This is a genomic window from Nonomuraea maritima, from assembly GCF_900100395.1.
Lineage (GTDB): Bacteria > Actinomycetota > Actinomycetes > Streptosporangiales > Streptosporangiaceae > Nonomuraea > Nonomuraea maritima.
In genome coordinates this window covers 157,775-178,730 of record NZ_FNFB01000015.1, presented here as the reverse complement: position 1 = coordinate 178,730, position 20,956 = coordinate 157,775, and the positions used below count along the sequence as shown (strand labels likewise).

At 70.3% G+C, this 20,956-nt stretch carries 22 protein-coding genes; 10 read left to right on the top strand and 12 right to left on the bottom strand.

The annotated features are described in order from the left end of the window. The 3 genes from BLR04_RS23550 to BLR04_RS23540 all read left to right on the top strand — a co-directional run. Positions 1-323: transposase (locus tag BLR04_RS23550; protein ID WP_143022135.1), on the top strand; the 323-nt coding region annotated here is incomplete at its 5' end. 190 nt (positions 324-513) lie between these two features. Then, entirely contained in the window at positions 514-1,212 is a 699-nt protein-coding gene (locus BLR04_RS23545) for an ATP-binding protein (RefSeq protein ID WP_090769081.1), read from the top strand. A gap of 103 nt (positions 1,213-1,315) precedes the next feature. After that, positions 1,316-2,143: an SAM-dependent methyltransferase gene (locus tag BLR04_RS23540; protein ID WP_090769079.1), complete on the top strand. Its 828-nt coding sequence runs from the start codon at positions 1,316-1,318 to the stop codon at positions 2,141-2,143. 66 nt (positions 2,144-2,209) lie between these two features. Here the strand turns inward: BLR04_RS23540 and BLR04_RS23535 are convergent, their stop codons facing one another. Continuing rightward, the gene (locus tag BLR04_RS23535) at positions 2,210-4,126 is read right to left on the bottom strand and encodes a DUF7507 domain-containing protein (protein WP_176903250.1); all 1,917 of its coding nucleotides are present in this window, start codon (positions 4,124-4,126) and stop codon (positions 2,210-2,212) included. 375 nt (positions 4,127-4,501) lie between these two features. Here BLR04_RS23535 and argG point away from each other — a divergent pair, with 375 nt between their 5' ends. Next, on the top strand, positions 4,502-5,950 hold the full coding sequence (argG, locus tag BLR04_RS23530; RefSeq protein ID WP_090769075.1) for an argininosuccinate synthase: 1,449 nt from the start codon (positions 4,502-4,504) through the stop codon (positions 5,948-5,950). A gap of 87 nt (positions 5,951-6,037) precedes the next feature. Further along, complete coding sequence (locus BLR04_RS23525) at positions 6,038-6,517, top strand: NUDIX hydrolase (RefSeq protein WP_090769073.1); 480 nt, start codon at positions 6,038-6,040, stop codon at positions 6,515-6,517. Here BLR04_RS23525 and BLR04_RS23520 read toward each other — a convergent pair. Both BLR04_RS23520 and BLR04_RS23515 read right to left on the bottom strand, forming a co-directional pair. Continuing rightward, positions 6,468-7,664 carry a cytochrome P450 gene (locus tag BLR04_RS23520; RefSeq protein WP_090769071.1) on the bottom strand — a complete coding sequence of 399 codons (1,197 nt, stop codon included), beginning with the start codon at positions 7,662-7,664 and terminating at the stop codon, positions 6,468-6,470. The two genes, BLR04_RS23525 and BLR04_RS23520, sit on opposite strands and share 50 nt — an antisense overlap. A 9-nt stretch (positions 7,665-7,673) precedes the next feature. Beyond that, complete coding sequence (locus BLR04_RS23515) at positions 7,674-8,330, bottom strand: TetR/AcrR family transcriptional regulator (RefSeq protein WP_090769069.1); 657 nt, start codon at positions 8,328-8,330, stop codon at positions 7,674-7,676. A 109-nt stretch (positions 8,331-8,439) separates the two neighbouring features. Between BLR04_RS23515 and BLR04_RS23510 the strand changes: the two genes are divergently transcribed. Further along, positions 8,440-9,402 (top strand): S41 family peptidase, encoded by a 963-nt coding sequence (locus BLR04_RS23510; protein WP_090769067.1) that lies wholly within the window; start codon positions 8,440-8,442, stop codon positions 9,400-9,402. A gap of 58 nt (positions 9,403-9,460) precedes the next feature. Here the strand turns inward: BLR04_RS23510 and lepB are convergent, their stop codons facing one another. Then, positions 9,461-10,069, bottom strand: a complete 609-nt coding sequence (gene lepB / locus BLR04_RS23505) for a signal peptidase I (RefSeq protein ID WP_090769065.1) — start codon at positions 10,067-10,069, stop codon at positions 9,461-9,463. 40 nt (positions 10,070-10,109) lie between these two features. Then, entirely contained in the window at positions 10,110-10,673 is a 564-nt protein-coding gene (locus BLR04_RS23500) for an NADPH-dependent FMN reductase (protein ID WP_090769063.1), read from the bottom strand. A 106-nt stretch (positions 10,674-10,779) separates the two neighbouring features. Between BLR04_RS23500 and BLR04_RS23495 the strand changes: the two genes are divergently transcribed. Beyond that, on the top strand, positions 10,780-11,253 hold the full coding sequence (locus tag BLR04_RS23495) for a MarR family winged helix-turn-helix transcriptional regulator (protein ID WP_090769060.1): 474 nt from the start codon (positions 10,780-10,782) through the stop codon (positions 11,251-11,253). 55 nt (positions 11,254-11,308) lie between these two features. On the opposite strand, the gene BLR04_RS23490 is transcribed toward BLR04_RS23495, so the two are convergent. Further along, positions 11,309-12,175 (bottom strand): alpha/beta fold hydrolase, encoded by an 867-nt coding sequence (locus BLR04_RS23490; RefSeq protein ID WP_090769058.1) that lies wholly within the window; start codon positions 12,173-12,175, stop codon positions 11,309-11,311. Between the two features lie 701 nt (positions 12,176-12,876). On the opposite strand from BLR04_RS23490, the gene BLR04_RS23485 reads away from it, so the two are divergent. Next, positions 12,877-13,224, top strand: a complete 348-nt coding sequence (locus BLR04_RS23485) for a histone-like nucleoid-structuring protein Lsr2 (RefSeq protein WP_090769056.1) — start codon at positions 12,877-12,879, stop codon at positions 13,222-13,224. Between the two features lie 12 nt (positions 13,225-13,236). On the opposite strand, the gene BLR04_RS23480 is transcribed toward BLR04_RS23485, so the two are convergent. After that, a complete protein-coding gene (locus BLR04_RS23480) occupies positions 13,237-13,689 on the bottom strand; it encodes a hypothetical protein (RefSeq protein ID WP_090769054.1) in 453 nt (150 codons plus the stop codon). 106 nt (positions 13,690-13,795) lie between these two features. Between BLR04_RS23480 and BLR04_RS23475 the strand changes: the two genes are divergently transcribed. After that, complete coding sequence (locus BLR04_RS23475; protein ID WP_090769052.1) at positions 13,796-14,512, top strand: SDR family NAD(P)-dependent oxidoreductase; 717 nt, start codon at positions 13,796-13,798, stop codon at positions 14,510-14,512. Positions 14,513-14,516: 4 nt separating this feature from the next. Here the strand turns inward: BLR04_RS23475 and BLR04_RS23470 are convergent, their stop codons facing one another. From BLR04_RS23470 to BLR04_RS23455, 4 genes are all read right to left on the bottom strand, one after another. Further along, entirely contained in the window at positions 14,517-15,005 is a 489-nt protein-coding gene (locus tag BLR04_RS23470) for a GNAT family N-acetyltransferase (RefSeq protein WP_090769050.1), read from the bottom strand. 219 nt (positions 15,006-15,224) lie between these two features. Further along, positions 15,225-16,481: an SRPBCC family protein gene (locus BLR04_RS23465; RefSeq protein ID WP_090769048.1), complete on the bottom strand. Its 1,257-nt coding sequence runs from the start codon at positions 16,479-16,481 to the stop codon at positions 15,225-15,227. After that, entirely contained in the window at positions 16,478-17,059 is a 582-nt protein-coding gene (locus tag BLR04_RS40825) for a hypothetical protein (RefSeq protein ID WP_090769046.1), read from the bottom strand. The genes BLR04_RS23465 and BLR04_RS40825 overlap by 4 nt, the downstream gene beginning before the upstream one ends. 174 nt (positions 17,060-17,233) lie before the next feature. Further along, entirely contained in the window at positions 17,234-18,250 is a 1,017-nt protein-coding gene (locus BLR04_RS23455) for a zinc-binding alcohol dehydrogenase family protein (protein ID WP_090769044.1), read from the bottom strand. 117 nt (positions 18,251-18,367) lie between these two features. On the opposite strand from BLR04_RS23455, the gene BLR04_RS23450 reads away from it, so the two are divergent. Continuing rightward, on the top strand, positions 18,368-20,386 hold the full coding sequence (locus BLR04_RS23450) for a SpoIIE family protein phosphatase (RefSeq protein ID WP_090769042.1): 2,019 nt from the start codon (positions 18,368-18,370) through the stop codon (positions 20,384-20,386). A gap of 55 nt (positions 20,387-20,441) precedes the next feature. Here the strand turns inward: BLR04_RS23450 and BLR04_RS23445 are convergent, their stop codons facing one another. After that, positions 20,442-20,738, bottom strand: a complete 297-nt coding sequence (locus BLR04_RS23445) for a hypothetical protein (RefSeq protein ID WP_090769040.1) — start codon at positions 20,736-20,738, stop codon at positions 20,442-20,444. Positions 20,739-20,956: the final 218 nt, after the last annotated feature.

The window sequence follows — 20,956 nt, the reverse complement described above, 5'->3', positions numbered from 1 at the left end:
TGCTGGTCACCGTCGGCGAAAACCACGACCGGCTGCACAGCGAAGCCGCTTTCGCCATGCTGTGCGGCGTCTCCCCGATCCCCGCCTCCTCCGGCAAGACCACCCGGCACCGCCTCAACCGCGGCGGCGACCGCCAAGCCAACGCCGCGCTCTACCGCGTGGTCCTATGCCGTCTGCGCTGGGATCCACGCACCCGCGCCTACATGGAACGACGCACCCAAGACGGCCTGTCCAAGAAAGAGATCATCCGCTGCCTGAAGCGCTACATAGCCCGCGAACTCTACCGAATCATCACATCAAACGATCAAGAACACGTCGCTTGACATCCATAGGAGCATCCCCGCCGTGCCGGCGCGGGCCCCGGGTGAAGTCGTCCAGCCCGGGGGTGGGGTTCGTGGTTACGATGGCCGGGCTGTCCTTCATCGAACTGTATTGCGTGCGCGTGATCATGTATGCCGCCCGTCGCCCTCCTTCGTCCTTCATCGAACCCCTGCCCGGCACCGGTGGCCGGCGATGAGTGATGGCCCGCGCCTGGTCGACCAGGCTTTCGACGGAGGCTCGCTCCAGGCCATGCGGGCGGCGCTGGAGGCGCGGGCCGTCGGGGCCGGGATGCCGGAGGGGCGCACGGCCGACCTGGTGCTCGTCGTCCACGAGCTGGCCACGAACGTGATCCTGCACGGTTCCGGCAGCGGGCGGGTGATCATGACGGCCGACGAGGGGATGCTGCACGTCCGCACCGCCGACAGCGCCGCCGGCCCGCCGGACGGCGCCTGGCCGGTCGAACCGGGTCACGGCTTGTGGATCGCCCGCTCGCTCAGCGACCTGTACTCGATCGTCCACGGCCCCGAGGGCACGTTCGTCACCGTCGGTTTCGCGCTCCCGCTGCCCGGCCCGCCGTCGTCCCGGCTCACCAGGGACGACGCGGACGGCTCGACCACGCTGAGCCTGACCGGCCCCCTCGACCTGGCAGCGGCCACGGACCTCGCCGCGGCCGTGCGTGCGGCGCTGACCCCGGGGCACGGGATCGTCCTCGACCTGGGCGGCGTCACGGGCTGGGACTCCAGCGGGATCGCCGCCGTCGTCACGGCGCGGCTCCACGTCGGCCGAACCCCGGGCGCCACCATCGCGCTGACGGGGCTCTCGGAGGACTTCCGCCACCGCCTCGACTGCCTCACCTCCGCCGTCCTGCACGACGACGACCCGTCCCGCTGAGCCGCAGCCCAGCGCGATGCGAACCGGTAGCTAAAGACCCGCAACAAAGATCACGAACGCTGACTTTTCCTCGTATGATCAGTAAAGCGAGGAAGGTAGGGACATGACGGACGAGCTGGCTCCCCACGGGATCGACCCGACGATCCCCAGCGTCGCGCGGATGTACGACTACTACCTCGGCGGGAAGGACAACTTCCCCGCCGACCGCGAAGCCGCAGAGGCGATCATCAAGCTGGCCCGCGAGAGCGGATCAGACGTACGCGAGATGGCACTGGCCAACCGCGGTTTCCTCATCCGGGCCGTCCGGCAGCTCGCCGAGTCGGGCGTCCGGCAGTTCCTCGACATCGGCACCGGCCTGCCCACGCAGGACAACGTGCACCAGGTGGTGCAGCGCGTCGCGCCCGGCTCCAAGGTCGTGTACGTCGACAACGACCCCATCGTGCTGGTGCACGCCCAGGCGCTGCTCGCCGACAACAGCGACACCGTCGTGATCGAGGGCGACCTGCACAACCCGGCCGCCATCCTCAAGGCCGCGGCCCCGCACCTCGACTTCGACCAGCCGGTCGCGATCGTCGTGGCCGCCGTCTTCCACTTCTTCCCCGACGACGACGAGGTCAGCTCGATCGTCGCGACCCTGCGCAACGCCCTCGTCCCCGGCGGACACCTGGTGATCACGCACAGCTACGTCGAGCCCGAGGCCGGTGAGCCGGACAAGATGGACGAGGCCAGGGGCGTCTACAGCCGCTCCGCGTCGGGGTCGGTCGCCTGGCGCGACCGCGAGACCGTGCGCGGCTACTTCGAGGGGCTGGAACTGCTGGAGCCGGGGATCGTACCGGCTCAGGACTGGCGCAACGACGATCCGTACCCGGTGCCGGGGCTGGCCATCGGTGGCGTGCTGGCGGGCGTCGGTCGCAAGCCCGAGACCACCTGAGGGCCCCGACATACGGACTCCCACCCGCCTGCGCGACCGCGGCGGGTGGGAGTGGACGGCGACACGCTAGAGACGCAGATTCATGAAGCCCAGGTCGAGGTCGAGGCCCAGCACCCCGGGCACGCCAGCGAGAGCCGGGCATTCGAGGAAGTCACGCAGCGGCCACGGCTCGCACAGCAGCCGCCGCAGCCCACGCTCGACCCACACCGCGCCGCTGGCCGGGGCTGAGGTCAGCGCGCCCGCCCTGGCCACGGCGATGTTGGGGATGAAGTAGCGGCACAGGCCGCCCTCACACCGCGCCCCGCTCCGCGGCAGGACGTACGTGCCCGTGCAGGTGGTGGCGGCTCCCGGGGTCAGTCTCGTGGGACGGCAGGTGACGTTCGTCGCGTGGCTGTCCACGATCCGGACGTTGTTCACCGTCGCGCCGGAGTCGTTCCTGACCACGTAGCGGTAGACGACCGTCTCCCCCGGCCGGTACATGCGCGGGTGGACGACGCTCCTCGCGAGCTTGAGCGTCGTCGCGTCGGCGTCCGCGACGCGGATCGTGACCTGCGAGTCCGGTGAGGTGACCTCCTGGTCGCCCGCCGAGCCGGTCGCGGTGGCGGTGTCGGTGATCGACCCGTACGTGGCGTCCAGCTTCGTGACGGTGTAGGAGCCCCGGCACGTGACCGTCTCACCGACGCCCAGCGTGGTCCGCGGGCACTCGATGTTTCCGACCATCTCGTCGTGCACGGCCAGGTCGGTGATCTGCGTGTTGCCGGTGTTGGTCACCACGTACTCGTAGACCACCGTGGCGCCCACCGGCGCGGGGTCGGGCGGCGGCGCGTCGACGGCGGCGCGCTTGACCAGCGTCATGGCGGCCCGCGACTGGAGCGGGCGGGCGACGACGTTGCGGACCAGGAACGGGCCGTCTGCGGCCGCGAGCCCGAACTTGTACGTCGGCGGCAGCGCCGCGGGCGCGGGCATGGACATCACCTGCTGCATGCCGCGGCCGTCGTTGAAGTCGATCGACACCGTCATCAGCGGTGAGGGCGCCGGGCTGATCCGGACGTTCACCCTGCGGCGCGACGCTTCGAGCAGCTCCTGCGCCCGCTGCACGGACACGTAGTGGGTCGACTTCGGCGTGGTCTCCGCGGTGGTCTCCGCGGTGGTCTCCGCGGTGGTTGCCGCGGTGGCCTCGGCCCTCACGACCGGCTGCGGCTCGGCGGCGTTCCGCATGGTGGCGCTCATGAGGCAGTCGGCGGCCTCTCCGTCGCCGAGCACCCTGGCCGTCACCGTGCCGGGCCCGGGGACCCGGACGCGGTAGATCGTGATGTCGGTCTTGTCGGCGCAGCTCCAGGCCCGCTGCCAGTCGATGTCGGTGAGCAGGTCGATCCCGCCGCCGACCTCGTCGGGTTCCGCGCTCTTGGCCTGCTCCTCGACCGGTTGCCGCTGGGTCACATCGACCGGTTGCCGCTGAGTCACATCGACCGGTTGCCGCTGAGTCACATCGACCGGTTGCCGCTGAGTCACATCGACCGGTTGCCGCTGGGTCACGTCGACCGACCCCGGGGTGGCGAGCGTGGTGTCGCCGTCGAGGAGGAAGAACGAGATGCCGTCGGTGGAGTCCTGCGCGTCGGCGCCCTGCTGCCACTGCTCGAACGTGAGGTCCAGGCCCTGCTGCGCCGGGATCGCCTGGTTGTACAGGACGGCTCCCGCCTGCTCGTCGCCGGCGCCGGTGAGCTGGAGGTAGCCGTCCGACGCGGCGGCCGACGCCACGGGCTCGGCGTCGCGCGGACAGCCGCTGAGCGGGTGCGGCGACGGCGTGCCGACCCTCAGGGCAGCGACGGCCGGCGCTCCTGTCAGGCAGGCGGAGCCCACCGCGAGGAACTGCGGTTTCGCCGCCGCTCCGGTGAACTGCTCCTCGACCTGCTGCGCAACAGGCTGCGCCGCGACCGGCTGGGCGGTCACGAACGCGACCGACATCATGCCCAGCAGAGTCACGCCCGATATGACCCGCCGCTTGGCGCCGGGTTCGCGGGTTATCGACGGAGCGATAACAGCTTGTGTCTTCATAGATACTAAACGTAGGCATACCAGCTCGTGCACCGCTCGACCGACATGCAAACGAACAACCAGGCATCCCGCCGCCCCGCGTTGCTTCGCCGCAGGTCGACGGCCGGGTGATCGGGCGATGCACCAGTCCGCCAGGCACCCCGGACCGACGGCACCGACAGCACCGGCGGCGATCCCGGCACGCGGCGACGGGGCGGGAACGACTGTCACGACAGGCGGGTATGCCGGACATCTACTGACAGGACCAATGATCTACCGCACAGCGTTGCATGATCATGCAGTCGTGTGTATATACTTCTACTCGTGTCCAAGGTGCTGAATTCCCTTCCTGTCGGTGAACGTGTCGGCATCGCCTTCTCCGGCGGCCTCGACACGTCGGTAGCGGTCGCGTGGATGCGCGAGAAGGGTGCAGTGCCCTGCACCTATACCGCCAACATCGGCCAGTACGACGAACCCGACATCGACTCCGTGCCGGGCCGCGCGACGGCCTACGGCGCCGAGGTGGCCCGCCTGGTCGACTGCCGGGCCGCGCTCGTGGAGGAGGGCCTCGCCGCTCTGGCCTGCGGGGCGTTCCACATCCGCTCGGGCGGCCGTGCCTACTTCAACACGACCCCGCTCGGCCGCGCCGTCACCGGCACCCTGCTGGTGCGCGCCATGCTCGAGGACGACGTCCAGATCTGGGGCGACGGCTCCACCTTCAAGGGCAACGACATCGAGCGGTTCTACCGTTACGGCCTGCTCGCCAACCCGTCCCTGCGCATCTACAAGCCGTGGCTCGACGCCGACTTCGTCACCGAGCTGGGCGGGCGCAAGGAGATGTCGGAGTGGCTGGCCGCCCACGACCTGCCCTACCGCGACAGCACGGAGAAGGCCTACTCGACCGACGCCAACATCTGGGGCGCCACCCACGAGGCCAAGTCGCTGGAGCACCTCGACGCCGGCATCGAGACCGTCGAGCCGATCATGGGCGTGCGGTTCTGGGACCCGTCCGTCGAGATCCCGGCCGAGGACGTCACGATCGGCTTCGAGCAGGGCCGGCCGGTGACCATCAACGGCAAGGAGTTCGCCTCCGCGGTCGACCTGGTGCTGGAGGCCAACGCCGTCGGTGGCCGCCACGGCCTCGGCATGTCCGACCAGATCGAGAACCGCGTCATCGAGGCCAAGAGCCGCGGCATCTACGAGGCGCCCGGCATGGCGCTGCTGCACGCCGCCTACGAGCGGCTGGTCAACGCCATCCACAACGAGGACACCCTGGCCGCCTACCACGTCGAGGGCCGCCGCCTGGGCCGGCTGCTGTACGAGGGCCGCTGGCTCGACCCGCAGGCGTTCATGCTGCGCGAGTCGCTGCAGCGCTGGGTCGGCACGGCCGTGACCGGCGAGGTCACCCTGCGGCTGCGCCGCGGCGACGACTACTCGATCCTCGACACGTCGGGCCCGGCGTTCAGCTACCACCCCGACAAGCTGTCCATGGAGCGTACGGAAGACTCCGCGTTCGGGCCGGTCGACCGCATCGGCCAGCTGACGATGCGCAACCTCGACATCGCCGACTCCCGCGCCAAGCTGGAGCAGTACGCCGCGCTCGGCATGGTCGGCAGCCCGCACCCGTCCCTGCTCGGAGCGCCCCAGACGGCCGCGTCCGAGCTGATCGGCTCGATGCCCGAGGGCGGCGCGGAGGCCATCGCCTCCCGCGGCGCGGCCCCCGAGGACGAGGTGCTGCTCGACCAGGCCGCCATGGAGTCCGGCACCGACTGACCGCGGTCCCCGACGCCGCCCGGAACGACCACCGGGCGGCGTTCGCATGTGACGATTGCCCGCAGGGCGCGGAAGGGGTGAGGGCGCGTGGCAAACGATCGGGCGGCGGCCCGGGTTCTGTGTCTCGACGGCGACGGACGCGTCCTGCTGATGCGCTGGAAGGACACCGTCAGCGGGCTCGTGTTCTGGGAGCCGCCCGGCGGGGGGATCGATCCTGGCGAGACGCCGCTCGACGCCGCGCGCCGCGAGCTGGCCGAGGAGACCGGTCTCCCCGGCGACGCGGTGCTCGACCACTGGACGCCGGTCGAGCGCGACTTCACCTGGCTCGGCGTCCACTACGTCAAGGTCGAACCGTTCTACCTGGCCCGCTTCGACGGCAGGCCCGAGGTCACGCCGAGCGCGCTGACCGCCGAGGAGTCCGACACCTACCAGGGCTTCGGCTGGTTCACGCGGGCCGAGCTCGCCGCGCTGAGCGACCCGGTGCAGCCGCCGCACCTGGCGGACGTCATGAAGCGGCTCACAGCAGCGGCAGGCGACGCACCCCCGTCATGCTCGGGGTGGGGATGAACTCGACGGGGTCGTCCGGGTCGGAACGCAGCTCCTTGCGCCGGTCGAGCAGGATGTCGAGCGCGACCCGGCCCTCCAGCCTGGCCAGCGGGGCGCCCAGGCAGAAGTGGATGCCGCGGCCGAAGGCGAGATGCGGGTTGGGGTCGCGGCCGAGGTCGAACACGTGCGGGTCCGCGAACTGCAGGGGGTCGCGGTTCGCCCACGCGAGCCAGACCATCACCAACTGGTCGGCCGGGATCGTGACGCCGCCGAGCTCGACCTCCCGCACGGTCGAGCGGGCGAGGGCCGCGAACGGCGTGAGGTAGCGCAGCGACTCCTCGATCACGGCCGGGATCAGCGACCGGTCGGCGCGTACCCGCTCCTGCTGGTCGGGGAAGGCATCGAGGCAGAGCACCGTGTTGCCGAGCAGCATCGTCGTGGTGATGTGGCCGGCGAGCAGCAGGAGCATCGCGAAGTTGACCACCTGGGCGTCGGGCAGGCGCCGGCCGTCCACCTCGGCCTGCACCAGCCTGGTGATCAGGTCGGCGCGCGGCGCCTCGCGGCGTTCGGTGACGTGGGCCTGGAGGTAGTCGCGCATCTCCTTCCATGGCTCGATCGCGGCCTGCAGCTCGGCGTCGGGCCGGCCCGTTTCCTTGATCGCGAACTCGGCGTCGCGCTGGAAGAGCGCGTCGGCCCACTTCTTGAACAGGGCCCGGTCCCCGGCGGGGACGCCGAGCAGTTCGGCGATGACGATGACCGGCAGCGGGTAGGCCAGGTCGGTCACCAGCTCGAAACGACCGCGGTCCGCGGCCGCGTCGAGAAGCTCATGGGCGACCTCGGCGATGCGCGGCTCGAGGTCCGCGACGACCTTGCGGGTGAAGGCGCTGCTGACGAGCTTGCGCAGCTTGCCGTGCTCGGGCGGGTCGATCTGGGTGAGGAAGCCCTCCAGGGACAGCTCGTCGGGGCTGGGCAGCAGGTGCTTGGGGATGACGCGCATGGTGTCGGAGGAGTACGTGGCGGGGTCGCCCACCACCTGCTGCGCCTCGTGGTAGCCGTAGACGTGCCACATGCCGGCGCGGGTGTCGTACTCGACCGGGGCGCCCGTGCGTGGGCCGTGCAGCCAGGCATGCCGGCTCGGGACGTTGTACCGCTGGACGATGTCTACCATCGTCCCTCCTTAGTCGTAGATCCACTTGCGGTAGGGAACGATCAGGTCCTGAAAAATCGTGATGAACTCCTCGGCCGCCGCCGCGAGCATCTCGTCGGTCGGCTCCTCCGCCGGTTCGAATGCCTGCCGCACGGTGAAGGCGAGGGCGTCGCCCCGCGCCTCGATGTCGAGCGGCGCCTCGCCGGTATCCGAGCCGTCGAAGAGGTAGAAGCCCATCTGGGCAGCGCCCAGCGCGTAGGCCCGGTGCGGGATGTCCGTGCGGAGCAACCCGTACCGGTCGGACATCTCGTGGACGCGCCCGGCGGCGAGCAGGTCGTGGCTGCGCAGCCGGTGGTGGGCGAGCTTGCCGAGCAGGTCGAGGTCGGTGGTGAGCAGCGCCCGCAGAAGCGGCTTGCCGCTCACGGCCAGCAGCGACTCGCGCGCGAACCGGTGCGGCCGCACGAACGCAGGGTCGCGGCGCACCGCCTCGATGAACTCTTCCACCAGCTCGATGGATGCCCTGAGCAGCAGTGCCTCGAACACCTCGTCCTTGGTGCGCCAGTGGAGGTAGATGGTGCCCTTGCCGACGCCGGCCCGGGCCGCGATGTCCTCGACCGTGACCTTGCGGTAGCCGTGCCGAAGGAGCAGCTCTTCCGCAGCGTCGAGAATCCGGTCCGCCCGCTTCACCGTTTCACCTTCTCATGACTGGACTTGAAATCTGGTCACGAGTCACGGTACGCCCGGAGAGCCCACCGCACCAGCCCCGCGGAGCAAAAAGCGTCTATTGTGCCGAGCTATGGACTGGACCCCTCAGATCACCGTGCTCTGTTCCCAGTTAGCGGAGCATTACGTGTTCCCCGAGGTCGCGGAGCAGGTCGCCGAGATCCTGCACGAGCGGCTGTCCTCCGGCGCGTACACGAAGATCGAGACCGACGAGGACTTCGCCCTCGCGGTCACCGGGGACCTCCAGTCGGTCAACGGCGACAAGCACCTGCGGCTCATCTACAGCGTGGACGAGATTCCTGAGGGCGACGCCTTCGACCCTGATTTGTACGCCAAGGAGGTGGCGCTGTCCGGCCACGGGATCGCCCGCGTCGAGCGCCTGCCCGGCAACGTCGGCTATCTCGACACGACCATGTTCGCCTTCCCCGCGTTCGCGGGTGACCGCGCGGTGGCCGCCATGACGCTGCTCGCCGACACCGACGTGCTGATCTTCGACGTACGCCGCAACACGGGCGGGGCGCCCGGCATGGTGAGCCTGTTCTGCACGTACCTGTTCGGCGAGTGGCCCACGACGCACCTCAACTCGATCTACGATCGCCCGTCCGGCGAGACCCACCAGTACTGGACGCTGCCGTACGCGCCTGGCCCGCGGTTCGGCCCCGACAAGCCGGTTTACGTGTTGACCAGCTCCGAGACGTTCTCGGGAGCGGAGGAGCTGGCGTACGACCTGCAGACCCGCGGGCGGGCCACGGTGGTGGGCGAGCGGACCAGGGGCGGCGCGAACCCGGGCATGCGCCACCGGGTCGGCCCGCATCTGAAGGCGGCCGTCCCGTCAGGGAGCGCGGTCAACCCGGTGACGGGCACCAACTGGGAGGGCGTGGGAGTGACCCCCGACATCGAGCTGCCGGCCGGCGAGGCGTTCGACCACGCGTACGCCCTGGGCTTGAAGCACGTCCTGAAGCTGGGCGAGGACGGGTACCGCCGCGTGGTCGCCGCCGAGGCCCGCCACTCCCTCGCGAACCTCGACCCCACCTGATCACGGAGGGCATACCGGGATCGTCCGCAGCGCTCCGGCCTTCAGGCCGGTGAGCGCGTCAAGGCAGATCCACGACGCCGATGACGTCGGAGACGTCGATCGTCCCGTCACCGCCGTCGCCCTGGTGGGCGCGGGAGTCGAGCGCGACGTCGCGGTTGTCGCTCATGAGCCAGAGCCGGCCCGGCGGTACCCGCACGCGGAACTTCTCGCGCGCGGCCGGCGACGCGGCAAGGTAGGACTCCTCCAGCGCGGCGTCGTCCACAAGCAACCGCCCGGTCGCGTCGCAGCACTCGACCACGGCCCCCGGCACCCCGATGACCCGCGAGACGTACACCGCCTCCGGGGGACTGGGACGCCAGTACGTGGGCGCCTTGAACAGGACGACGTCTCCTCGTCCCGGTCGGTAGTCGCCCGTCTTCCTGACCACGATCTCCGTCCCCGACCTGATCGTCGGCCCCATGGACTCGCTCGACATGGAGGCCCTGAGGAAGGGGACCAGGGCGGAACAACCGGCGAGAAGCAGCGCCAGAACAGGAAAGAAGAGATCATCCGGCCGGCATGAGGCTCGCCGATCAAGATCAGGTCTCGTCCCGGTGTCTCGTCGCCTTGGCGCTCGCCGCCGTGGAAGGCGCTCCCCCCGAGCGGTCTTCCACGGCGTTCGAGCCACGCGTCCGCCGCACCTCCCCCCGGCGGCAGCGGACGCGGGATCAGGAGGCGGACCGCACCGTGGCGAGGGCCTTGCTCCACGAGACGAGCTCGTCGAGCATGGCGTTCAGCGCGGCGGGCTGCTGCTCGCCCGGCGTGAAGACGCTGTAGTTCTCGAAGTCGTCGCGCATGGTGAACATGACCTGCGGGGAGACGTCGGCGAGCTTGAGCTGACCGGCGACGAGGCGCAGGTGCTCGACGGCCCGCGCGCCGCCGACCGAGCCGTAGCTGACGAACCCGACGGCCTTGTTGTTCCACTCGGCGTAGAGGAAGTCGATCGCGTTCTTCAGCGCGCCCGAGGTCGAGTGGTTGTACTCGGGGGTCACCATGACGAACCCGTCGAACGAGGCGATCTTCTCGGCCCACTTGAAGGTGTGCGGCTGCGAGTACTGCCCCATGATGGGAGGAACGATCTCGTCCAGGTGCGGCAGGTGGTAGTCGAGCAGGTCAATGAGCTCGTACTCCGCGTCGCCCCGCTTGACCGCCAGGTCGTGGACCCAGTGCGCCACGGCCTCGCCGTTACGTCCGGGACGGGTGCTGCCGAGGATGATTCCGATCCTGGTCAACGGTGATCCTTCCACGCATATCGTTCAACCCCGAACCCGGGGTACTTGTCTCGGCAAGCAATAAAAACCCTTTACGCTTGCTTTGTCAAGCAACTAGGATGAGGCCATGTGCGCAGCCACGCAGGAGCCGTTGAGACCGCTCACCTCCGAGGAAGAGGCGTTCATGCGAACGCTCGTGAAGGTGATCACCACGCTTCCCCGCGCCATCGACCACGACATGACGCATGATCGCCAGCTGCCGCTGGTCGAATATCTGACGCTCATGCATCTCTCGGAGGCGCCCGACCGCCGGCTGCGCATGAGCGCGCTGGCGGAGGCCGCCGACCTGTCGGTCAGCGGCATGACCCGCGTCGTGGCCCGCCTCGAGACCCAGGGGCTGGTCAAGCGGGTGAAGTGCGTCAACGACGGCAGGGGCTGGAACGCGGTGCTCACCGACGACGGTTACGCCCGCCTGCAGACGGCCTGGCCGTCGCACCTGAACGCCGTCCGCCGTCGTCTCATCGACCACTTCGACGGCGTCGACCTCGACGAGTACACGCGCGTGCTGCAGCGGGTGGCCGGGGCGTGCTCTTCACGCTGACCGAACCGACAGCACGCGGCGCTGCTCGCCGGCGACGGCGAGCAGCGCCGCCAGGTCAGGAGTCGAGGAGCGAGCGCAGCGTGGCCGCGAAGGCGTCCGGCTCGCCCTTCATGCCGAAATCGCCTTCCAAGAAGCCCCCGTGGTGGCTCGGGAAGACGGCCGGCTCGACGCCGAGCCGCTCGGCGACCGCCGTGCCCGCGCGGTAGGTGATCTGCCCTTCCGACTCGACGCCCACGCCGATGAAGATGCGCGTCGAGGCCGCTCGCAGCGCCTCGTAGTGGGGCTGGTAGTGCGTGCAGGTGATGAGGTTCTGGGCGAGCAGGACGTCGTCGCGCGAGCCGTCGTCCTCCGTGGGCAGCCCGAACTCGGTGGGGCTCGGCACGGGCAGGTCGGCGGGGTCGGCAGGGAACTCGCCGCGCACGCTCGTCGACGCGATGAACTTCGCCATCCCCGCGCCCCACCCCTTCGCCTGGTACGTCTCCCCGATGTCGGCTATCGCGGCGAGGACGTTGTCGCGGTCGGGAAGCGCCTGGGCGAGCGGGGGCTCGTGCGCCACCAGCACGCGAACCAGTTCGGGACGGCGAGCCACGAGCGCCAGGGCGTTGACCGCGCCGCCGCTGCTGGCGAAGACGTCGACCGGCCCGCCGCCGATCGCGGTGATGACCCGGGCCACGTCGTCGGCGTGCAGGTCGGGTGTCGAGCGGGGAGCGCCCTCGGTCAGCACACTGCGCCCCGCGCCGCGCGGGTCGTACGTCACCACCGTGCGGTCGGTGAAACGGGCGGCCAGGGCGGCGAACCCGCTCGCGTCCATCGGCGAACCGATCATCAGCAGGGTGGGAGCCGTGCTTGCCTGGACCGGCCGCACGTCGTAGTGCAGGACCGCGCCGGGCGCCTCAAGGGTGTGGGTGGTGCTTGCGGTCATCGGACACCTCCGAAGAAGGCTCCTGCGGGAGCCGGATCGAACAATTGTACGACTCCTGCCCGCGCCGCGCCGCGCTCATGCCACGATCGCGGCGCCCCGGCCACGAATGGTTCCTTGCCATACGTCGCCGCCCAGCGGAGGCCAAAGCCGACCGGCATTCCCCCAGGGCGGACATTCCGCTGCATCACTCGCGTAGGCGTACGGACCCCGTTGCGCACAGTGCGCCGGCCAATGTCATTGCCGCCGGGAACCCTTGAATTTCGTTTCAACTGGCAGGACCGTATCGCCATTGCGACCAGGAGGAAACCGGAAGCGGCCGCAATGCCAGGGAGTCACCGTCGCGTTCCGACCGGTCACGACGGCCGCCACGGCCGGCCGCGCCATAGCACGGACGCGGACCGGTGAGAGTTTCGCCACCCTCGGCCGGCACGTCTCTTTCAGCCCCGGTTACCGGTCGATGACCTGGTGAGATGGCAGAACAAAGCTCGTTTTCGAGCCGCCCGACACGCCGCCGCGACAGCGGATCGCGACGAGAATGCCACACCGTGGGCCGCAGGAATTATCACACATGCGCGAAGGACTTCATGACGCCGGATCACTTGCCCGGCTTGCATTTCGCCCTATGGCAACCCCCGCGCGATGCATGAGCTGCTGAAGGGCGATACAGTACGTGCAACCATAACGTTAATTGGAGCACCACCATGGCCAAGCGCATCGTTGAATCCTTTATCGATGACATCGACGGCGGTGACGCCGAGGGGACCACAACGTTCGCTCTCGATGGCACGACCTACGAGATCGACCTGTCGGGCAAGAACCGGGAGAAGCTGGAGAAGGCTCTCGCGCCGTTCATCACCAAGGCTCGCGCGGTCCGTGCCGAGCGCGGCGGCCGCGGTGGCCGTCGCGGCGTCGCCGGCTCCTCCAGCCGCGCCATGAGCCGTGAGAAGTCCACCGAGATCCGGCGGTGGGCCCGCGACAACGGCCTGCCCGTGAGCGAGCGCGGCCGCATCGCCGCCAGCGTCGTCAAGCAGTACGAAGCCGCCCACTGACGTCCCCCGGGCTCAGCCGTCCATCACCGCGTACGCCGCGTACGCGGTGATGCCGTACGCCAGGTGCGGAATGACGTCCGAGACCCATGACGACGGCGGCCACTCGCGCGGGTCCGTCACACCGAGCGCGGTCAGCGGCCCGTTCGAGCCGAGCATGGCGAGGGCCGTGAGCGCGACCACCCCGACCGGCCACGGCGGACGGCGGCGCGCGGTCAGCAGCGCGTAGCCGAGCGCGGCGCCCGCCCCCGTGCCGTACCCCAGCAGCGCGCCCAGCGCCTGCTTGCGGTTCTCCGCCTGTTCGCCCTCTCCCAGGTTCACGTCCGCGCGCCGGGCGAGCCTGTCGACCGCCTGCTCCGGCGTGCTGCTCGCCGCCCGCCCGCGGACCACCATGTCGAGGTACGACGCCACGTTGAGCGCGCTGGTCCCGGCCGCTCCCGCGATCAGACCTTTGACGATTGTGCGCATGCGGTGGCAGCTACCCCGCCGAGCCGAAGCATGCCCTGCTTCCGTACGGCGGCGTGCCGTGCGGTAGGAATGATCGAAACTCACGCTCGATGCGAGGAGAGCAAGCGTGGTCGTGATCGTCACCGGGGGTTCCCGCGGAATCGGCAGGAGCGTCGTCGAGCGGCTGTACGCCGACGGCGTGGGGGTGCTGTTCACCCACTCCGGCTCCGACGAGGAGGCGCGCGAGCTCTGCGGGAGCCTCGGCCCGCTCGTCCGTGGCGTGCGCCTGGACGTCACCGACGACGACGCCCCTGAGCGCCTGTTCGATCTCGCCGAGTCGATGGGCGAGGTGTCGGGGCTGGTGAACAACGCCGGGGTCACGAGCCGGATCGGCCCGCTCGCCGCGCTCGGCGACGACGACCTGCGGCGCCTCGTGGACGTGAACCTCGTGGCGCCGGTGCGCCTGTGCCGCGAGGCCGCGCGGCGGTGGACCGGCACGTCAGGCAGGTCGATCGTCACGGTCTCGTCGGTCGCCGCCCGCACGGGATCGCCAGGCGAGTACGTCGCCTACGCGGCCACCAAGGCGGCCGTCGACACCATGACGCTGGGGCTGGCCAAGGAGCTGGCCCCTGGCGTACGCGTCAACGCCGTCTCGCCCGGCACCATCGACACGACGATCCACGCCCGCTCCGGCGAGCCTGGCAGGGCGTGGCGGGTCGCCGAGCGCATCCCGCTCGGACGTCCCGGTCAGCCCGACGAGATCGCCGAGGCGGTCGTGTGGCTGCTGTCGGAGAAGGCGTCGTACGTGACGGGAACCGTCCTCGACGTGGCCGGCGGTCTCTGAACGCTCAGAGCGGCCGGTACATGACGTGCAGGCCGACGTACCCCTTCACCGGGTGCAGGAAGCCCTCCGGCAGGGTGCCGAGCACCTCGAAGCCGAGCGACCGGTACAGCTCGACGGCTGCCACGTTCGTCTCGACGACCGCGTTGAACTGCATCATCCGGTAGCCCGCCGTCCGCGCCCAGTCAAGCGTGTACGCGCAGAGCGCCCGGCCGACACCCCGGCCCTGGTGCGCCGGGGCGACCATGTAGCTGGCGCTGGCGACGTGCGACCCGTTGCCCATGTGGTTGCGGTTCATCTTCGCCGTCCCGAGCACCGCGCCGGACTCGTCCACCGCGACGACCGTACGGCTGGGCGCGGGAAGCATCCACCACTCCCGCGCCTGATCACGCCCGAGATCCGTCGGGTAGGTGAACGTCTCCCCCGCGGCGACGATGTCACGGAAGAACGCCCAGATGTCAGGCCAGTCCTCGGCCACGGCTTCCCTGATCAGCATCCCCGCAGCATCCCAACCCCCTGCCCGGGTTTCCACCGCTTTTCCACCCCCGCGACGCCCCACCTCAGGCGAAGAGGGGCCTCAGGTCAGGGACGGGGTGGGATCGGCACCGGGGTCGGCCGCATGCTGGTGGTCGCTGCGGCGGCCGGGTTGAGGGCGGCGCGCGTCTGTGCGGCGCGCGCCGCGGCGTCGCCGAGCGTCTGCCCGACCGCCGGAGTGCTACCTGCGGGCAGGGGCTCTGCGGCGGGGGCGGGCCTGCTCGTGGCCGGGCCGCCGCTCGCGTTCGCGGGGGGCCGGCTCCTCCTTGGGCTCCTCGTGCTCGGCCTCGGGCTCCTCGTACTCGTCCTCGTACTCGTCGTACTCGTCGCGCTCCTCCTGGGGGCGCTCCCTGCGGGGTGGGGCCTCTTCCTCGGGCTCCTCCTCGTAGTCCTCGTACGCGGCCTGTTCGTAGTACGGCTCCTCGCCCTCCTGCTCCTCGCCCTCCTCGGCTTCGGCGCGTTCGCGGTCGGCGCCCTCCTCGGGCTCCTCGTACGCGCCCTCCTCGCGTTCCGGCTCTTCCTCCTGGGCCTCGCGCTCCTCCGCGATCGCGGTCTCGTGGTCCTTGACCACCTCGCCGTCGCGGATCTCGCCCCGCCAGCCGCTCTCCTCCATGTCGTCGGGGTGGAGCATGACCTGGCGCATGACGTGCCGCGCGAAGTGCTTCAGCTCCAGCCGGGCGCGGCGGCCCTGGGCGCGCCAGAGGTTGCCGGTGTGCTCGAAGAACCCCTGCGGGTGGTACTCGAGGACGACCATCACCCGCGTGATGTCGGGGGTGAGGGCGTGGAAGCTCACCGCGCCGTCGACGTGACCCTTCTGGCCCTCGGAGCGCCAGATGATCCGTTCGTCGGGAACCTGTTCGAGGATCTTCGACTTCCACGTACGGTGCGACCAGAAGACCTGCGCCTTCCATGACAGCGTGTCGTCCGACTCCTGGTTGACGTTCTCGACCTTCTTCATGAACGTGGGGAAGTCCTGGAACTGCGTCCACTGGTTGTAGACGATCCGGCGCGGGGCGCCGATGTCGACCGTCTCGACGATGTTGGTCAGCTTGAGCTTCTTGCGTCCGCCGCCCTTGCCCTTGCCCTTGAACAGCTTGCCGAAGATCCCCTTCGCGGCTCCCTTCGCCGCTCCCATGATGGTCGAGCCGCCGATCGACTTGTCGCCGCCGGTGACCGCGCTCAGCAGGCCCTTCGCTCCGCCGCCGTCCGCGAAGTCGCCGAGCCGGCCGCTCAGGCCCTCGATCTTGCCGGTCACGGAGACGAGCGCCCGTTCCGCCAGCGCCATCGACAGGTCCTGCAGCGCGGACGTGAGCTGACCCGTCGGCAGTTCCGGGACGGCCTTGCCCGCCGGTGACTCGCGTACGGCCTCCTGTCCCTGGCTCACGGTGTCCTGCGCCTGGTGGGCCGCCTTGCCCAGCAGTTTCGTGGCCTCGGTCATCGCCCTTCACTCCCCGTCGTGTGCGACGGCCGCCTGCGGCCGCTGCCCGTCATGCGCGTACGCGGCTCCTCGGCGGAACCCCGGCCCTGGCTCTTCGCCATCCGCGGCTTCGGCACCGGGCCCCTGCGCGGCTCTTCCTCCTCTTCCTCGTACTCCGCGCGCTCCTCACCTTCGTCGCGGTCTTCCTCGCGGCCTGCCTCGCGGCCTGCCTCGCGGCCTTCCTCGCGGCCTTCCTCGCGCTCCGGCTCCTCGGCCTGCTCACCGGACTGGGGTTGCCGCAGCGACTCGGTCCGCTCGTGCAGCCGCGTGGTGATGGACTCGATCTGCTTGCTCGCCGCCGCCACGGCCGCCGCCTTCGCGACCTCCAGCACCTCGCCCTTCAACCGGTCGGTCATGCCGGCGATCTCCGGTGAGGAGCCGAGGAGCTTGGTGCCCTGTTGCAGCAGTCCCCCCTGCTCCTTGCGCATCTTGCGTACGGCGCCGCCTGCCGCCAGGGCCAGGGCCGTCCGGAGCTTGTGACGTCTGCCCAGGTAGTAACCGACGACGACGGCCAGCGCTACTTTGCCCGCGTCCTTCATGGCACGCTCCTTACCTCGGGCCGCTCAGACCGCCTCTGACCGGCCCGTTCGCCCATGCCCTCAGCAACCACACCGAAACGCCTATATCGCCATAAACACGACATAACATCCGATAACAGGATTTGTGTGCACAGGGAGATTGGCAAGCACTGCCCGACGGCCGCCGCCGACGGCTCAGAAGCCGGAGATGACGATCTTGCCGATCGTGCCGCCGCTCTCGATGCGCCGGTGTGCCTCACGCAGTGTCGCGGCGTCGATCGGCCCCAGCTCGGTCGTCAGCGTCGTCCGCACGGCGCCGGCGTCCACCAGCCGCGCGACGTGCTCCAGCAGGTCGTGCTGGGCTGCCATGTCCGGCGCGTTGTGGAGCGGGCGGGTGAACATGAACTCCCAGTGGAAGCTGATGCTCTTCGACTTCAGCGGCAGCACGTCCAGCCCCTCCGGCTCGTCGATGGCGACGATCTCGCCGCCGGGACGCAGCAGCTCGGCGTAGTCGTCGATGCGGCCGGCCGTGTTCGGGGACAGGATGCGGTCGACCCCGTCGGGCGCGACCGCCCGGACGCTCGCCACCAGGTCGTGGTGGTCGGCCACCTGGTGGGCCCCGAGCCCGAGCACCCAGTCACGCGACTCGGGCCGCGAAGCGGTCGCGATGACGGTCTGCTGGGGGGTCAGCGCGCGGGCGAGCTGGATCATCATCGACCCGACGCCGCCCGCCCCCGAGAGCACCAGCAGGGTGCCCGTGCTCTCCCGGTTGAGCTTGAACCGCTCGAAGAGGCTCTCGTACGCGGTGATCGCCGTCAGCGGCAGCGCGGCGGCCTGGGCGAAGGTGAGACCCGGCGGCTTGTGGCCGGTGATCCGCTCGTCCACGACGTGGTACTGGGCGTTCGTGCCGGGCCGGTCGAGGGAGCCGGCGTAGTAGACCTCGTCGCCGGTACGGAACAGCGTGACCTCGTCGCCGACGGCGGTCACCACTCCTGCTGCGTCGTACCCGAGCACCTTGGGCCGCCCGCCGGGGTCGACGCCGGCGCGGACCTTGACGTCGACCGGGTTGACCGAGACCGCCTCGATGCGGACCAGCAGGTCGCGCGGGCCGGGCTCGGGCACGGGCAGTTCGACGTCCTCCAGGGCAGCGGGGTCGCTGATGGGCAGTGGCCTGCGGTAGGCCACCGCGCGCATGGTCGTGCTCTCATTCATACAGTTCACGGTAGGGGTGCGGCCCGCCCACCTCCGGCACGGGGCACCACTTGATCCGGAGTATCTCCTGTTCAGAGCTATTACATTGAAATCTGGACATAGTGACTGGAGGTAGCGATGACCGCGCCGGAGCTGACGGGCACCGGGGGGCATGTCCCGGCCGTCGCCATGATCGACGCGGACGGTGTCGTGACCGGATGGTCGCGATCGGCGGAAGACCTCTTCGGATACGCGGACGCCGACATCGTCAACCGGACGGCGGCTGTGCTGCTCCAGCCCGAGGGCGCGGCGGAGCGGCTCGGGGACCTCCTGTCGCGGGTCGCCGGCCGCGAGCAGTGGACCAGCCTGGCCGAGGTCCGCCACCTCGACGGCACCCCTGTCACGGTCCATCTGCGCGGCGCCCGGGTCAACCCCGCGCCGGGACGTCCCCGATGGCTGCTGTGGGCGACACCGGTGGCGGAGGCGGCGAACTCGCTGCTGGAGCCGCTGGTCAAGCGGTCGCCCATCGGCATCGGCATGTTCGACCGCGACCTGCGCTACGTCTGGTTGAACGACACGGCCGCGCGCGTGCCGGACTTCTTCCCCCACCGCGCGGTGGGCAGCTCCGTGGACGACTGGCCCAAGGACGGCATCGAGACCCTGATCGCGGCGGCCCGGCGGCTGCTGGCCGACGGCGTTCCCGTCCTCGACCGGGAGATCCGCCGCACCACGCTGGACGGGCGCGAGGAGCACACCTTCTCGATCTCCCTCTTCCGCCTCGACGGCGTGGACGGCGAGCCCGTCGGCGTGTGCTCGCTGGCCGTCGACATCACCCACAGCCGCGCCCGCCAGCGGCTCGCGCTGCTCGCCGACGCCAGCGCCAGGATCGGCACCACCCTCGACGTGACGAAGACCGCCCAGGAGATGGCCGAGTTCGCCGTGCCGGCGCTCGCCGACTACGTGACGGTGGACCTCGCCGAGTCGGTGCTGCCGGAGGGCGAGCCGCTGCAGCGGCTGACCGCCACGGACGTCAGCATCCCGGTGTTCCGCCGCGCCGGCGCGGCCTCGATCCACCCGAGCTTCCCCGAGTCGCTCTGGTTCCAGGGGGAGCCGGTGTACGTCCCTCCGGCCTCGCCGTTCACGGCGGTCCTGTCGTCCGGGCGCTCGCACTTCGAGCCGCACCTGAACACCTCGGCCGGCACCTGGCTCGACCTCGACCCGGACCGCTCGAAGATCATTCACGACACGCGGATGCACAGCCTGATCATCGTCCCGCTGCGGGCCCGCGGCGACGTGCTCGGCATCACCGTGTTCGTCCGCACCGACAACCCGGCGCCGTTCACCGAGGACGACCTGACGCTCGCCGAGCAGCTGGCCGCCCGTGCCGCGCTCAGCCTCGACAACGCCCGCCGCTACACCCGCGAGCACAACGCCGCGCTCGCCCTGCAGCGCAGCCTCCTGCCGCGGACGCTGTCGGGCGGCGACGCGCTCGCGGTGGCCGGCCGCTACCTGCCGTCCGACATGCACAACGGCGTGGGAGGCGACTGGTTCGACTCGATCCTGCTGCCGGAAGGGCGCATCGCCCTCGTCGTCGGCGACGTGACCGGGCACGGCATCAACGCCGCGGCCACCATGGGTCGTCTGCGCACCGCCGTGCGCACGCTGGCCCACATGAACCTGCCGCCCGCCGACCTGCTGACCCACCTCGACCGCCTCGTGGCGCGCATGAACGAGCAGGACACCGCGAACCTGCTGTCGCCCGCCGACATGGGCGCCACCTGCCTCTACGTGGTCTACGACCCCGCCACCAGGCAGTTCACGCTGTCGGCCGCCGGCCACCCGCCGCCCGCCGTCGTCACGCCCGGCGGAGAGGTGAGCTTCCCTTCCGTTCCCGTCGGCACGCCCATCGGGCTCGGCTTCGGGTCGTACGAGGCGCTGACCGTCGACGTCGCCCCAGGGTCGGTCATCGCCCTCTACACCGACGGCCTCGTCGAGACCCGCGACGCCGACATCGACGAGGGGATGGCGCGGCTGAGCGCCACGCTGACGGATCCGGCGCTCCCGCTTGAGCTGCTCTGCAGCACGGTGATCGACGGCATGATGGGGACGCGTCTCGCCGAGGACGACATCGCCCTGCTCCTGGCCCGTACGCTCTGACCTCGTCGGGGACACCGGCGCGCCCCCGACCGGAGGACATCGGGGCGGACGGACGTCAGCAGCGGCTGGCGCCGTCGAAGGTCCGGGGCCCGCGCGGGATCTTGCTGCTGACGGTGGCGCCGGGCCGGGCGGTCTGGCAGCTCCCATCGCTGCCGTGCGCCCAGATGATCTTCAGGTTCATCGTTTCCCGGCAGTCGTTCCTGGCGTAACCGGTCTTGGTGACCCAGCCCGTACGCTCCCAGACGGTGACGCAGGACGGGGCGTTCCCCGCCGGGGCGGCCGCCGCGGGCGCGGCTGGGAGGGCGAGCAGGACGAGGCCCGAGGTGAGGGCCGTGGCGAGAGTCGTGCGCATGCTGATGATCAGGTTCCCCTCTGAGTTCGTTGGCTGGAACGCCCCTCCTCGGTGATCGGGAGGGACAAGCCCACGATCTCAACCGGGCCCGGCCTGCCTGTACGGCCGCGGCCCACAACGCGCCGCGCCCAGCTTGGTGGCGTGGCGCACGTAACACTCAGCGACCGCGGCCAAGAATGCCAGCAATCCTCACATGCCGCTCTACCTGCGCAAACACT

What these genes read in the sequence shown, in the direction of transcription:
- BLR04_RS23480 (WP_090769054.1), bottom strand. Translation starts at nt 13,689, where the DNA reads ATGCGCACAATCGTCAAAGGTCTGATCGCGGGAGCGGCCGGGACCAGC.
- BLR04_RS23545 (WP_090769081.1), top strand. Translation starts at nt 514, where the DNA reads ATGAGTGATGGCCCGCGCCTGGTCGACCAGGCTTTCGACGGAGGCTCG.
- BLR04_RS23450 (WP_090769042.1), top strand. Translation starts at nt 18,368, where the DNA reads ATGACCGCGCCGGAGCTGACGGGCACCGGGGGGCATGTCCCGGCCGTC.
- BLR04_RS23455 (WP_090769044.1), bottom strand. Translation starts at nt 18,250, where the DNA reads ATGAATGAGAGCACGACCATGCGCGCGGTGGCCTACCGCAGGCCACTG.
- BLR04_RS23485 (WP_090769056.1), top strand. Translation starts at nt 12,877, where the DNA reads ATGGCCAAGCGCATCGTTGAATCCTTTATCGATGACATCGACGGCGGT.
- BLR04_RS23465 (WP_090769048.1), bottom strand. Translation starts at nt 16,481, where the DNA reads ATGACCGAGGCCACGAAACTGCTGGGCAAGGCGGCCCACCAGGCGCAG.
- BLR04_RS23490 (WP_090769058.1), bottom strand. Translation starts at nt 12,175, where the DNA reads ATGACCGCAAGCACCACCCACACCCTTGAGGCGCCCGGCGCGGTCCTG.
- BLR04_RS23510 (WP_090769067.1), top strand. Translation starts at nt 8,440, where the DNA reads ATGGACTGGACCCCTCAGATCACCGTGCTCTGTTCCCAGTTAGCGGAG.
- BLR04_RS23470 (WP_090769050.1), bottom strand. Translation starts at nt 15,005, where the DNA reads ATGCTGATCAGGGAAGCCGTGGCCGAGGACTGGCCTGACATCTGGGCG.
- BLR04_RS23540 (WP_090769079.1), top strand. Translation starts at nt 1,316, where the DNA reads ATGACGGACGAGCTGGCTCCCCACGGGATCGACCCGACGATCCCCAGC.
- BLR04_RS23495 (WP_090769060.1), top strand. Translation starts at nt 10,780, where the DNA reads ATGTGCGCAGCCACGCAGGAGCCGTTGAGACCGCTCACCTCCGAGGAA.
- BLR04_RS23520 (WP_090769071.1), bottom strand. Translation starts at nt 7,664, where the DNA reads ATGGTAGACATCGTCCAGCGGTACAACGTCCCGAGCCGGCATGCCTGG.
- BLR04_RS23445 (WP_090769040.1), bottom strand. Translation starts at nt 20,738, where the DNA reads ATGCGCACGACTCTCGCCACGGCCCTCACCTCGGGCCTCGTCCTGCTC.
- BLR04_RS40825 (WP_090769046.1), bottom strand. Translation starts at nt 17,059, where the DNA reads ATGAAGGACGCGGGCAAAGTAGCGCTGGCCGTCGTCGTCGGTTACTAC.